Here is a 13154-nt window from a genome sequence, read left to right on the forward strand (position 1 = left end):
CGTAATCTCTTTAAGGATTTTTTTTGAGCGCCTGACTTTGCAGACGAAACAGGAACATTTCAATCAGCATGGTTTTATTCATGCCTCCAGTTTTCATTTGGTAATCTGCATCAGCAAGCAAGCTTATGATCGCTGCAAGTTCTTCGTCTGCAAACATATGCGCCTGTCCAGCTGCAAGTTTCACCCGGAAAGGATGAATCTTTAAGTAGCCGGCAATCTGCTGCTGGCCGTAGCCTCTCCTCGCAAGCTCCTTCACCTGATAAATCAGTCTGAACTGCCCTGTAATAACCGATAAAATCTTAATGGGTTCTTCATTTTGCTTTAATAAATCATAATAAATTCTCAGGGCTTCCTCTATTTTGCGGTGAACAACCTTGTCTACAAGGGAAAAAATGTTTTGCTCTAATGATCTTGATACCATTTTCTCTGCCATTTGTTCATCGATTCGCTTCGTGTCATTCGCATATAAAGCTAATTTATCGATCTCGTTTGTCAAGATAAAAAGGTTGGTGCCTGCCAATGTCAATATTAGCTCAACTGCCGATTCATCAATTTGCACGCCGTTAAGTGCTGCGCGCTCCCTGATCCAGGCTTTCAATTCTCCTTCATTAAGTTTCTTTGCTTCAAGGATTGCAGCCGTTTTTTTCAATTGTTTAGTTATTTTTTTCCGGTCATCCAGCTTTTCTGCAGATGAGGAAAATACCACTACTGAATACGGGGCAGGCTCTTTAAGATAGGCTTCGAGCTTTGACAGATTATGCTCCTGTTTAGCTTTCGATTTTTCTGATGTTAAAAAAACCGGGTTATGTAAAAAGATCAGTCTTCTTTCCCCCATAAACGGAAATGTCTCCGCATCTTCAAGCGCTGTATCGATTGGGGTTTCCTCAAGGTCATAAGAGGATAAATTAAAATCAGCTTCATCTTCGCTTAGCACATTGTTGATCAGAAGCTGCTTCGTTTCGTTTATAAGATAAGGTTCTGTTCCATATAATAAGTAAATAGGAGCAAAACTTTTCGCTTTTATCTGCTTCCAAATATCAAAAACCAATTTCTTTCTCTCCGTTCGCCTTACATTATATTCACTTTATTGCAGTTTAACGGGCAGGGATAAAGCCCCTATCCCGCAGATTGCATGTTCACTATATATCCTAAAGAAGCAATGGCAATTTGACAAGACATAAGAAATTGGCGCCCATAAGAACGCCAATTTCCAATCTATATAGAACGCTGCCGCCTGAGGCCCGGGATACTCAGGAAGCTGCGGTGCACCTTTGTTCTATTATTTTCCCCTTGATGTGCCGGCATATTTGTGACAACTCCTGCTATTGCAGGAAAAGGGCAGGGGAACTCTAGATTTTTTTATTTGAATGACTTATACTATATAGGAAATAGGAGGGGTAGACTGTGAACGAATTTGAAAAGAACGTCCAAAGCAAACGTAATGATGCCATCGACTCTGGAGTAGGATTCATCGTATCATTCGGTTTCTTCGCAACGTTATTTGTTATTGCAACAGTCATTAAATTTTTAGGAGCTTAATGGCTACATAAAGTAAGTAATTGTGTCATACCTCTGACACATCGAGGCTGCTTCAGCAGTCTCTTTTTTTGTGGCTGTAAGTGATAATAGGCATTGAGAGTATAGAAAGGGGGCTGAAGCATTTCTAACATATACTATGGAAGCTGAACGGAAAAGGTTCCTGAATTTCCTTTAAAAACATAGGTAACCGCCCCTTGCTTATCGGTTCTCAGAACATGCACATTAAATTCTTTAAGCCTGCCCATTACATCATTATGAGGATGCCCATACCTGTTGTTTCTGCCTGCAGAAATAACAGCAATCCTCGGGTTAACAGCAGCCAGAAATGAATCTGTTGTGGAGGTTTTGCTTCCATGATGTGCAATTTTTAAAACATCAATTTTCAAATTGGGATAAGATTTAATAAGCTGACTTTCCCCCGTTTCCTCCAAATCTCCTGTAAACAGCCAGTTAAGGCCACCCACTTTGGCAAAAAGGACAATAGAGCCATCATTTTTCCCTGTATACACGTCCTTCATCCGATTTCCAAATGGAGACAAAACTTGAAATGCGGAATCTCCTATTGACCAGTTATCTCCAGCTTTAGTGAATGCAATATTGGCTTTTTTTAATTTAGCCTGAACAATCAAATCCTTTTCATCCTCTGAGATTTCCGCCCCCTGCGAAATCACTACAGACTTTACCCTCATTTCCCTAATCACAGCTGATGCTCCTCCAATGTGATCCATATCCCCGTGAGTCAAAAAAAACTTATCTATTTTACTGATCCCTTTGCTTTTCAAAAATGGCACTACCGTGTCCTTTCCTGTTTCATAAGGATCGCTTCTCATCCTCCAATCCTCAGTGTCAAGCATAAGTGTGCCTCCAGCATCTATCAGATAATTCCCCTTTCCATATGGAAGCTTTATCAGAATGCTGTCCCCCTGCCCAACATCTATAAATGTAATTTCACCGGCAGGATTAAACACATTAGAAAAGTGCTGAATTAGTATGGCGAGGATTGGAAGCACACCGCTCTTGATAAGAACCTTTTTATTTTTTGACCTTTCCCAGCCGGCAAAGAATGCGGGAATCAGCAGCAGATAGACGATCAGCATAATCAGGGATGGCCTGCCAAGGACAATGGCCGAGTTAGGAATGGCCGAAAGTGATTCAGCAATCCAATTTAGAAAACTGATGAGTTTTTCAAATACATTGAGCAATAAATCTGCTTTCCCCCCTGTTAATAAATCAAAAATGAAGAGAATCAACACCACCGGAAGGATTATGGAAGAATATAAAGGCACAAAAATCAGATTGGCAATTATGGAAATAATGGATACCTCATAAAAATGCCACAGAAGAATCGGAATGGCAGCCATCTGGCAAACAAAAGAAACTGCCAGGATAGCAGCGTATGACTCAGAAAATCTTTTGAGGATGATGGGAGCTGAGAGAATAAGCGATAGAGCGACAGCAAATGACAGCTGAAACCCTGCATTATAGATGATATAAGGAGAGATAAAAAGGTAGCCAATAAACACAATAGAGATAACATCAGCTAGTTGAATAGGAGCCTTCAGCTTCTTTGCGAGCAAAACCACAAGCATCATAAACACAGCCCGCAGAACAGATGGTGCTGCCCCTGTCAATATTGCATATAAAGGCAAAACCAATAATAAGATGCTGGTCATTTTTTCTCTGGTGATTCCGGCGCGTATACCAGCAAGAAAGAACATCCCAGCAAGCATACCTACATGAAGGCCGGATATCGCAAGCAAATGGATAATTCCGATTTTCTGATAAGAAGCAATGGTAGTCTGATCAATAAAATCACGTTCGCCGAATACAAGGGCAATAGCCAGTGGAGCAGTCTGTTCAGGAAAATGATCCAGGAGATAATTAATTCCCATCTCTCTTATTTTTAAAATGGTTAATACGAGGCTGCTTTTACGGTAACTGCAATCGGAGAGGTGTAACTGTTCTATTTCGAGGATCCAAAAGATACTGTTGTGGTTTAGATATTCCTGATAGCTGAAGGAATTAGGATTGGTGGATGTTGAAGGGGTCTGTAAGGTGCCATTTACCCGGCATGTCATCCCTGTTCCCAGGTGGTCTGTAAGGGCCTTTTTTTCTGTTTCAGATTTAATTTTATACCTGGCTGCCAGCTTTTCTTTTTTTTCGGCTAAATCAATAAAGACAGTAAGAAGGTCACCATCTATTTTGGCAGATTCTTTCATTGTTATTTCGAACTCGCTCTCATTTCCAGAAAGGCTTGTCCTGTTGTGTTCGGATGCAAATTCACTGCGCATGATTAAGGCAAGGTAAATCATTATCAGAATAGCGGCGTTTTTGGATGATAAAATATTTCTTTTTAGGAGGAAAAAAGCCAGAAGAAAAAAAACGATAGCTATAGCAGGATGAAAAAAAGATGTCAAATTTCCCAGCAGCGAGGCAGCTGCTGCATAGATCCATCTGCCTTTCATATCATTTGCTCCTTTAGTTTTTTGGAAGGAGTAAGACCTAATCATTTCAGGTGCCACTCCTTCAATGGTTTAATTCTGAAAAAGCTTGTCCTTTGTTTCTTTATAGCCTTTCACCAAGTCCCGATCTTTTCCGCTTTTTTCAAGCTCATTTATTAGTTCTTCTATAAAATCACTTTTTTCTTGTTTGCTGTTATCAAAGGACACTTTTTCTGCTATTACCTGTACTGTTTTCACTCCAGCCTTTTCAAAGAGTTCAATTCCATACGGGTGATTTTTATAGTCCTGTGCGTAATAAACTGTTTTAATTCCTGACTGTATTATCGCTTTGCAGCATTGGAGGCATGGAAAATGAGTTACATATATTTCCGCATCAGTTGTAGGTACCCCGAATTTTGCACACTGTAAAATCGCATTCATTTCCGCATGAATGGTTCTGACACAATGGTTATCAATAACATAGCAGCCTTCATCAATACAATGTTCACCCCCGGCAATCGATCCATTATAGCCGCCGGCAATGATCCTCTTATCCCTTACAATGGTTGCGCCTACCGCAAGCCTTGTACAAGTGCTCCTTAAAGCAAGCAAATGGCTTTGCGCCATAAAATATTGGTTCCAGGAAATCCGATCCATCTTGCAGTCTCTCCCCTTCCGTCTTTTGCTCAGGCGTATATGCCCTGGAATTCAAAAACATAGCTTTTTCTCTCAATAAGTGTAAGCCTCAAGCTCGTTAAGGTCAATGAAATGAAATTATTTTACACTAATATGTTCTTTGAGTTTTTCAAAGGTCTTCTCTCCTATCCCTGATATTAATTTCAAGTCCGCAATATCCTTAAAGGATCCATTTGTCTCGCGGTGTTCAATTATGGCTGCAGCCTTAGACGGGCCGATACCCGGCAACATCTGCAGTTCCGATTCATTGGCTTGGTTTAAATTTATCTTTCCGTTATCTTGCTGTCCCCTCACCTCGATATTTTCATATCCGACTGCGGCCTCCTCGAGAACTTCGCCCTTTTCCGGAACATATATGACCATTTCATCCGTAATATTGAGGGCAAAATTGATTTTAGTTCCATCTGCTTTATCAGTCAGTCCGCCTGCTTTTTCCAGCAGGTCTATCACCCTGTCACCTTCTGCCGCTTCGTATACTCCCGGCTTTTGCACAGCACCTTTAATATCTGCCTTCATTGGCTGTGGCATCTGTCCAGCCTGTTCATCACTTTCTGTTTCTATTTCTTTATCATCACCTTCATTTTCCTTTAATTGAACTGCCTGTTCAATCCCAGGAACTTCAGCCTCTTGAACAGGCATGAAAAAATAATAGAGGAAGGCAGCCAATGCAATGGCGGCTCCTGCAAAGTAAATTTTATGTGTTTTTATCCATTCAGGCATTAAGGATCGATCCTTTCTTTTTGGAATAAATGTGTTTTTGATACATATCGTTATATGAGAGAGCTTGCTTTTGAAGGAGGGATAAAGCAATGAAAATCGGAATAATTGGCACAGGTAACATGGGGAGGATACTGACCGAGGCTTTCCTTGATGGCGGAACCGTTTCCCCATCCTCCATGACAATTACCAATCGGACAGCGGCAAAAGCGATGGAAATAAAGGAAACTCATCTGGATATTACCGTTGTAAATAACGCAAGAGAGGCAGCACATCGTTCTTCACTTATCTTTATTTGTGTAAAGCCTCATGATGTGTATAATGTCGTTCAGGACATTTTGCCGTTCCTGTCAAAAGATAAATGTGTAGTTTCAATAACCAGCCCTATAAGTGTAAAACAGCTTGAATCTATTCTGCCCTGTTCAGCAGCCAGGGCGATTCCAAGCATAACAAATCGGGCCTTATCAGGGGTTTCGCTATTATCATTCGGTGAACAGTGCAGCGAGCATTGGAAAGGGATACTTCATAAGCTTTTTGAAAGCATCTCCACGCCTGTCTTTATCGAGGAAAATATTACCCGGGTTTCTTCGGATATTGTCAGCTGCGGACCTGCCTTTTTCAGCTATTTGACACAGCGCTTCATCAATGCGGCAGTTACAGAAACGGAGATTGATAATGAAACAGCTACAAAGCTTGCAGGAGAGATGCTGATCGGACTTGGGGATTTACTGAAAAAGGGTTTTTATACATTGCCGACACTACAGGAGAAGGTATGCGTCAAAGGAGGAATTACAGGAGAGGGAATTAAAATTCTCGAAAGCGAGCTTGGCACAATATTTGAGCACTTATTCCAGGCAACACATTCCAAGTATGACGAAGATCTTGTTGAGGTAAAAAAACAGTATTCTCTTCATTAGCTATTCGATGTTAATGGAAATAATCCTTCTTTTTTCTAAAAAAACAGCCGGATTGCTTCAGACAATCCGGCTGTTATATATATTAATTCCTTTTCTTTGCAATAAAAATAATTCGTTCAGCCTGACTGCCTGGAGGGCCCTCTTCAAAATCTGCTGAAATGTCAAGCAGTTCAAATCCGCATTCCCTAAGCCAGCTTTCATATTGATCAATAGGATACGTACGCTGGAAGTGCAGTTCGTCATAGCGGTTATACTTTCCCGTTTCTTCTTCCAGAACAAAAAATGAAAGATCATGCTCTACAGAATTAGGATATTCCCCCTGATAGCTGTGCCAGATATATGAAATTTCTTCATCATTTTCAGCAAATGTCTGGTTCATAAATATCTGCATGATTTTATAAATGGAGTGGACATCAAATATAAAAAGACCCTCACTTTTCAAATGGGTGTGGACCCGCAAAAAAGTGTCTTTCACCTCTGATTCCGTCTCCAGATAATTTAAAGAATCACAAAAAATGCCAATAATATCAAATTCGCTGAATCCTTCAAGTTCTGCCATGTTCTGCAGGTAAAAGGGGATTTGCAGACCGTTCTCTTCCGCCTTTGCCTGTGCTACTGCCAGCATATCCTCTGATAAGTCCACACCTGTAACATCATACCCCTGTTTCCTTAGCCTTATTGAAAGCTGGCCTGTGCCGCAGGCAAGATCCAGAAGTTTTTTGCCGGGCACATTAAATTTTGCATGCTTTTCATTGACCATTTTAATCCAGCTGTCATAAGGGACATCTTCCATCAGTCTGTCATAGAGATAAGCGAACTTTCCATAGCTCATTGGTTAAGCATGCCCTGAACGTTCTCGATCGGTGCATCGCCCCAAAGTCTTTCCAGATTATAATAGCTTCTTTCATCCTTATGGAAAATATGAGCAACTATATCACCCATATCAACTAGAATCCACCTTGCTTCATCAAAACCTTCCATTCTTTTAACAGCAAACCCATGTTCTTCAGATTTTTCTTTCATTTCCCTAGCAATGGCCTGCACTTGTTTATCAGAGTTGCCGTGGCAAATTACAAAGTAGTCTGAAATCAGGGAAATGCCTTTCATATTAAGTACCGTTATATCTTCTGCCCGTTTATCATCCGCTGCTCTAACTGCTGTCATCAGCAATGTATTTTCATTCATCTAATCAGTCCTCCTTAGTCATTACAAGGTCATTATAAGTTTGGAAGGACGCTGGAAAAACCGGCTGCCCTTTTTTCATTAAAAACATGATGGTATTTTGGACGGCCTTGCTTAAGGCCTTATCCAGATTTGTTTCCGCTAAATCACGTACTTCATCAACACCTGGAAAATGCCTTCCAGGTTCAATATAATCCGCAAGATATATGATCTTTTCAAGAAGTGCCATTCCCGGCCTGCCTGAAGTATGATACCTTATGGCATCCAAAACCTCTTTATCATTAATTCCTGCTTCTTTCTCCGTCAGAAAAGCACCGACGGGAGCATGCCAAAGTTCACTATTGTACTCCAAAAGCTCACTTGGCATTCCTTCCTTAAGGATAATTTCCCTCAGTTCTTCCTTAGGACGGAATTTAGCATAATCATGAAAAATGGCCGCAAGTTCCGCTTTCTTTGTATCAGCACCATATTTCGCTGCAAGGTTAATGGCTGTTTCCATCACCCCTACTGTGTGAAGGTAGCGATGTTCAGTCAGCTGTTCCCTTACAATTGCAAGAGCCTGTTCACGATTCATATAAATGATTCTCCTTTATAAAACTCCTTATAGCATCCGGTACCAGATACCGAATAGTTCCGCCTTCCTTTATACGGCTTCTGATCATACTCGAGGATATCCCCATTTCCGGAACGTCAGCATAAAGAATCGGATACGGAGTCTGCAAATTGTAAGATGGCCTCCTCACTCCTATAAAGGTAATCAATTTAAGAAGTTTGTCAATGTTATGCCATTTGGGCAGATACTCAACCATGTCAGCTCCAATAATAAAATAAAATTGCGTTTGAGGATAGTTTTCCTTCAAAATCCTGATTGTATCGTAGGTAAATGAAGGGCCATCGCGCTCCAGCTCAATCAATTCCAATTTAAAGCCGGGATGGCTCTGTAATGCCAGTTTCAGCATTTTTGTACGATCACCGCTGCTGACATTATCAGACCTCTTTTTATGGGGAGGTTCATGGTTCGGCATAAACCAGATTTCATCCAAACCATGAGAAGACATTACCTCATTCGCGATAATGAGATGGCCTATATGAGGCGGATTAAAGGTCCCTCCAAGTATGCCTACCTTTTCCATTTACTCTCCTCCATACTTCCAGTTTTACGCTTAAGAAACTTACGGCAAGTCGATTTGTTTGTTTTCTTTCGATTCTTTATATAAAACAATTATATTCCCGATGATTTGTACAACATCAGCCTTTGTGCCTTTTGACAGCTGCTGCGCCACCGTATCCCTGTCTTCTTCACAGTTTTGAAGAATTGAAATCTTTAATAATTCACGGGCTTCCAGTGCTTCTCCTACTTGTTTAATCATATTTTCATTTACCCCGCCCTTTCCTACTTGGAAAATCGGGTTTAAATGATGGGCTTTTGATCGTAAAAAACGTTTTTGCTTTCCTGTTAGCATGATAATCCTCCCAGCTGATTTAAAACTTTATGTCTCATTCTTTCAATATCAGGTCCAATGCCAGTCCACATCTCGAAAGCAAGTGCACCCTGATATACAAACATATCGATCCCATTCTGAATTCCCGCACCCTTTTCAGCAGCTTCCATCAGAAGCTTTGTTTCAAGCGGGTTGTATATGATATCACTTACAAAAGCTCCAGGCTTAAGCTTATGTATTGAAAGTGGGCTATGGCCAATTTCCGGATGCATCCCTATCGATGTAGTCTGAACTATAAGATCGTATGTCTCGAGGCTTTCCTCCGCGTCCTGTCTGCTCAGCACTTGCGCTTGAATCTGAAATGGGCAGTCATTAATAATTTGTTCCGCCCTTTTTGGAGTCCGATTACAAATATCCAGAAGCTCAGGACCTTCTTTGGCAATTGTAAAATAAATGGCTCTTGCAGCTCCGCCTGCCCCTACTATGAGCACTTTTTTGTTTTTAATTGGCTGTTTTTGATTCAGCAGGCCTTTTACATACCCGCTCCCATCCGTATTATAGCCTATTAGCTTTCCATCCTGATTGACTACTGTATTTACTGCTCCAATAGCCTCTGCCAGGGGATCCAGTTCATCTAAAAGAGGGATGATAGCCTCCTTATGCGGTACTGTAACATTAAATCCCGCAATGCCCATTGCTCTGAACCCTTTAATAGCATCCGTCAGATTTCCCCTGGATATATGGAATGGCTGATAATGTGCATCAAGACTGTAAGCGGTAAATAGATCATTGTGCATAGCGGGGGACATTGAATGGGAAATCGGGTCCCCAATCACCCCAAACAGCTTTTTCAAAATTCCTCACCCCTTTGAAAAGCATAAGCAGCTGCAGGTCCACAGCCTAAATCAAAGACTTCCTTATCATGGCATGAACACCTTTAGGAACATAAGCAGCTACTTTGGCCCCGCCTTCATTTACAGTAATCCAGCCAAGTCCTGAAAAAACGATATCTGTTTTTGGTTCTTTTATTGTGAATTCATGTTTCACAAGCTCCGGGAAGGTTTCCATTTGTTCTTCCCTTGGGGGTGTGAGCATCTCTCCCGCATGATTCCGATACAGCTCATCGGCCTTTTCCGTTTTGGTGCGGTGAATAGTCAGCTCATTGGAGAAATGGCAAACAAATGAACGTCGGCCACCGGCCATGTAGTCAAATCTTGCCAGACCGCCAAAGAACAGAGTCTGCTCTTCATTCAGCTGGTAAACCTTAGGCTTAATTTCCTTTTTAGGTGTAATAACCTTTAAATCCCTTTTATCTACATAGTGGGCCATTTGGTGATGGTTTATTATACCTGGCGTATCTACTAAAGCTTTTCCGTCAGATAAAGGTATTTCGATGATATCAAGGGTTGTGCCAGGGAAGTGGGAAGTTGTGATGACATCGCCCTCACCTGTTACTTCCTTTAATATACGGTTGATGAATGTGGATTTACCTACATTTGTACACCCTACTACATACACATCTTTTCCTTCCCGATAATGGTCGATAGCTGCTGCAATCTCGTTAATGGAGTACCCTTTTGCAGCACTTGCCAGATAGACTTCTTCCGGTTTTAAACCCAGCTGTTTTGATTCCTGCTTCATCCAGTTAATCAGCTTGTTTGTTTTCACCGACTTTGGCAGAAGGTCAACTTTGTTTCCTACAAGCAGGATTTTATTGTTGCCTACAAAACGGTGGAGCCCAGGAAGCCAGCTCCCGTTAAAATCAAAGATGTCCACAATCTTCACGATAAGTGCATCACTTTGTCCAATTTCATTCAGGATCTTAAGAAAATCATCATCAGTCAAGCTTACATCCTGAACTTCATTATAATGTTTCAGTCTAAAACAGCGCTGGCAAATAATCGTTTCCTTCTGCAGAGCTGAATGAGGAGCATAGCCCAGCTCCTCAGGATTTTCTGTTTGAACTTTTACTCCACAGCCTATGCAAACAAATTGATCTTCACTCACTTCTTAATCCTCCCACTGAATCATTCCTTTTTTTCTGAACCAATTTAATATTCGTCTTTCTACAAGCCGGTTAAATTTTGTAAAAAATCCGTCAGTTTGGGCGACAGGCACGACCAAAATAGTATGGAAGCCGCTTCTGTTCCCCCCCAGGACGTCAGTCAGCAATTGATCACCAATCACAACGGTTTCTTCTTTTCTCAGCCCCATCTCTGATAGAGCTCTTCGGAAGGCCCTGCCCATTGGCTTTCTTGCCTGGTAGATAAATGGAATCTCAAGGGGGTGGGAAAAAGCCTTAACCCGATTTTCATTATTATTTGACACAATGGTAACCTTAATGTTGCTTTGCTTCATTTCTTCAAACCAGCTAATCAGCTTCGGTGTAGCATTTGGCCTGTCCCATTCAACTAGTGTATTGTCCAGGTCCGTGATAATTCCTTTGACTCCTTTTTCCTTTAAACTGTGGGGAGTTATTTCAAATATACTTTTAACATGCTGATCAGGCAAAAAATGCTTTAACACTATATTTACACCTCAATCATATATTCGTATGGTCCAACAATATTGTTCCTCAGCCCTCAAATACCTAACGGGCTTTATTAATAATTAGTTGCATCAGGGTTTTCACTATGGAAAAACACCGATTTTATCATACCCAATTTCATCCGCTCTTTCAAAATAAAAACTGGAGGATACAATCCCAGCTGTTCTATTTTATACGATTCCACAAAATGGGGAAAGACAATCAAAGCTCAGTATATTTCTATGGAATAGATATTATTTATTCTTAAAATAAAAATTTTTCGACAAAAAACAACCGCTCTCCAACCCTGTGGATAACTTTATGCACATAATCCAATATGATTTTTATACTTTTTCCCTTTTTATAAACAAAATAATCACAGGTTATCCACGGTTTCCTGTGGATAAGAGAACAGTTGTTCTAATCGTTTAATTTTGCTAGAGTAGGGGTACAACATAAAATCTTACATTATATGTATAAATTAATTCTTTTAGAACTGAAATATCAAGTGCCTGGAGGTGGGACAGGAATGCGTAAACTGTCAGATGATTTACTAATTGAATCATATTATAAAGCAAAGGAACTGCAGCTTAGCAAAGACTTCATTCGTTTAATCGAAACAGAAATCCACCGTCGCTCACTATCAAACAGCATAAAAGTTACTTCTTAAAAATGGACAAGCCCTTAATAGGGCTTTTTTTATTCTCCATATTTCTTAAAGACTGAAATAACCGGCCCAAACATTCACAATAACGTCCCAATCCGCTCCCCAACTTTAATGTGAGCAGGGGTCCTGATTGACTTTTCAAGTTCGAATTTCCCTTGCTCAAACAGGAGAATGACAGTAGAGCCAAACGTAAAATAGGCCATTTCCTTTCCTTTTTCAAGCTGCTCCCCTTCATGAGTAAGTTCAATGGAATTTACAAACATAGCGCCAACCTTCACAATCCCGATTGCTGCATCTCCATGCCTCACTTCAGTTATGCTCCTGTAATTTTTGGAAAGTGTATCTCTACCATATTTTAATCCCCATTTGTTGACCGGATAAGATTTCAGCCCAAGAATCCATTGATCTGCTACTTTTCCAGTGACCGGGCTGTGTATCCTATGATAGTGGCTCGGACTTAAATAAAAGATCATATAAGTGCCGCCTGCATATTTTCCTGCTTTATTTTCACCCAGCATCTCAGATATGGAATAGTTTTTTCCTTTTACTGAAATAACACGATCCTCCCGGATACTCCCAACATCTTCGATAACAGCATCTACAGGACTGACTGCCGAGTCAGGGCTCACATCTGTTACTCTTGCACCTTCTTTAAGCCTTCTAATGAAAAACTCATGTAGTGTTGGATATTCATGCAGGTTTTTTTCCATTTCACTTTCATTTATATTATAAATCCTTGAAAATGACGGAATGACCCGCCTGCTCAAATTTGATTTTGCAAATTTCTGCAGTATCCCGGATGTCCATCTTCCATTTGTCAATTCAATCAGCAGGCGATATACAGGTTTTAACAAAGGACATGCCCCCTAAAAAATATGTTCTTTACGAACAGGCATAAAAAGCATAGAATAAAATATTATTATATAACATATAAAACTAAGTTTGCCATAGACTTCCTCAGATTTGACGCTTTTTTTATTTTGGCTTTCTTGAAATTCTGTGAATTACTTCTATTTCTTTCCTTCC

16 protein-coding genes are annotated in these 13154 nt (G+C 40.5%); 3 read left to right on the top strand and 13 right to left on the bottom strand.

Going from position 1 to position 13154, the window contains the following annotated elements:
* Positions 1-10: 10 nt before the first annotated feature.
* Complete coding sequence (gene holA / locus DFO72_RS02880; RefSeq protein ID WP_113882777.1) at positions 11-1048, bottom strand: DNA polymerase III subunit delta; 1038 nt, start codon at positions 1046-1048, stop codon at positions 11-13.
* A gap of 356 nt (positions 1049-1404) precedes the next feature.
* On the opposite strand from holA, the gene DFO72_RS02885 reads away from it, so the two are divergent.
* Entirely contained in the window at positions 1405-1539 is a 135-nt protein-coding gene (locus DFO72_RS02885) for a YqzM family protein (protein WP_019382872.1), read from the top strand.
* Positions 1540-1673: 134 nt separating this feature from the next.
* On the opposite strand, the gene DFO72_RS02890 is transcribed toward DFO72_RS02885, so the two are convergent.
* From DFO72_RS02890 to DFO72_RS02900, 3 genes are all read right to left on the bottom strand, one after another.
* Positions 1674-4004, bottom strand: coding sequence for a DNA internalization-related competence protein ComEC/Rec2 (locus DFO72_RS02890; RefSeq protein WP_113882864.1), 2331 nt, complete (start codon positions 4002-4004; stop codon positions 1674-1676).
* Positions 4005-4073: 69 nt separating this feature from the next.
* Positions 4074-4637 carry a ComE operon protein 2 gene (locus tag DFO72_RS02895; protein ID WP_113882776.1) on the bottom strand — a complete coding sequence of 188 codons (564 nt, stop codon included), beginning with the start codon at positions 4635-4637 and terminating at the stop codon, positions 4074-4076.
* A 117-nt stretch (positions 4638-4754) separates the two neighbouring features.
* Positions 4755-5396, bottom strand: coding sequence for a helix-hairpin-helix domain-containing protein (locus DFO72_RS02900; protein WP_113882775.1), 642 nt, complete (start codon positions 5394-5396; stop codon positions 4755-4757).
* An 89-nt stretch (positions 5397-5485) separates the two neighbouring features.
* Between DFO72_RS02900 and comER the strand changes: the two genes are divergently transcribed.
* Positions 5486-6310 carry a late competence protein ComER gene (gene comER, locus DFO72_RS02905; protein WP_113882774.1) on the top strand — a complete coding sequence of 275 codons (825 nt, stop codon included), beginning with the start codon at positions 5486-5488 and terminating at the stop codon, positions 6308-6310.
* Between the two features lie 82 nt (positions 6311-6392).
* On the opposite strand, the gene DFO72_RS02910 is transcribed toward comER, so the two are convergent.
* From DFO72_RS02910 to DFO72_RS02945, 8 genes are read right to left on the bottom strand one after another with little or no spacing between them, the layout of a single operon-like run.
* Positions 6393-7142 (bottom strand): class I SAM-dependent DNA methyltransferase, encoded by a 750-nt coding sequence (locus tag DFO72_RS02910; RefSeq protein WP_113882773.1) that lies wholly within the window; start codon positions 7140-7142, stop codon positions 6393-6395.
* Positions 7139-7495, bottom strand: coding sequence for a ribosome silencing factor (rsfS, locus tag DFO72_RS02915; RefSeq protein ID WP_113882772.1), 357 nt, complete (start codon positions 7493-7495; stop codon positions 7139-7141). Before rsfS ends, DFO72_RS02910 begins: the two co-directional genes overlap by 4 nt.
* 4 nt (positions 7496-7499) lie before the next feature.
* Entirely contained in the window at positions 7500-8066 is a 567-nt protein-coding gene (gene yqeK, locus DFO72_RS02920; protein ID WP_113882771.1) for a bis(5'-nucleosyl)-tetraphosphatase (symmetrical) YqeK, read from the bottom strand.
* The gene (locus tag DFO72_RS02925; RefSeq protein WP_113882770.1) at positions 8056-8625 is read right to left on the bottom strand and encodes a nicotinate-nucleotide adenylyltransferase; all 570 of its coding nucleotides are present in this window, start codon (positions 8623-8625) and stop codon (positions 8056-8058) included. The genes yqeK and DFO72_RS02925 overlap by 11 nt, the downstream gene beginning before the upstream one ends.
* A gap of 39 nt (positions 8626-8664) precedes the next feature.
* The gene (gene yhbY / locus DFO72_RS02930) at positions 8665-8955 is read right to left on the bottom strand and encodes a ribosome assembly RNA-binding protein YhbY (RefSeq protein WP_113882769.1); all 291 of its coding nucleotides are present in this window, start codon (positions 8953-8955) and stop codon (positions 8665-8667) included.
* On the bottom strand, positions 8949-9788 hold the full coding sequence (gene aroE, locus DFO72_RS02935) for a shikimate dehydrogenase (protein ID WP_113882768.1): 840 nt from the start codon (positions 9786-9788) through the stop codon (positions 8949-8951). Before aroE ends, yhbY begins: the two co-directional genes overlap by 7 nt.
* Positions 9789-9834: 46 nt before the next feature.
* Positions 9835-10941 carry a ribosome biogenesis GTPase YqeH gene (gene yqeH / locus DFO72_RS02940; RefSeq protein ID WP_113882767.1) on the bottom strand — a complete coding sequence of 369 codons (1107 nt, stop codon included), beginning with the start codon at positions 10939-10941 and terminating at the stop codon, positions 9835-9837.
* 3 nt (positions 10942-10944) lie between these two features.
* Positions 10945-11460, bottom strand: a complete 516-nt coding sequence (locus DFO72_RS02945) for a YqeG family HAD IIIA-type phosphatase (RefSeq protein WP_113882766.1) — start codon at positions 11458-11460, stop codon at positions 10945-10947.
* Positions 11461-11990: 530 nt separating this feature from the next.
* Between DFO72_RS02945 and DFO72_RS02950 the strand changes: the two genes are divergently transcribed.
* Positions 11991-12131, top strand: a complete 141-nt coding sequence (locus DFO72_RS02950; protein ID WP_113882863.1) for a sporulation histidine kinase inhibitor Sda — start codon at positions 11991-11993, stop codon at positions 12129-12131.
* 74 nt (positions 12132-12205) lie between these two features.
* Here the strand turns inward: DFO72_RS02950 and DFO72_RS02955 are convergent, their stop codons facing one another.
* On the bottom strand, positions 12206-12982 hold the full coding sequence (locus DFO72_RS02955) for a phosphatidylserine decarboxylase (protein WP_113882765.1): 777 nt from the start codon (positions 12980-12982) through the stop codon (positions 12206-12208).
* Positions 12983-13154 lie beyond the last annotated feature (172 nt).

It is taken from the genome of Cytobacillus oceanisediminis (assembly GCF_004366035.1).
In the GTDB taxonomy this organism is placed as follows: domain Bacteria; phylum Bacillota; class Bacilli; order Bacillales; family Cytobacillaceae; genus Cytobacillus; species Cytobacillus oceanisediminis_C.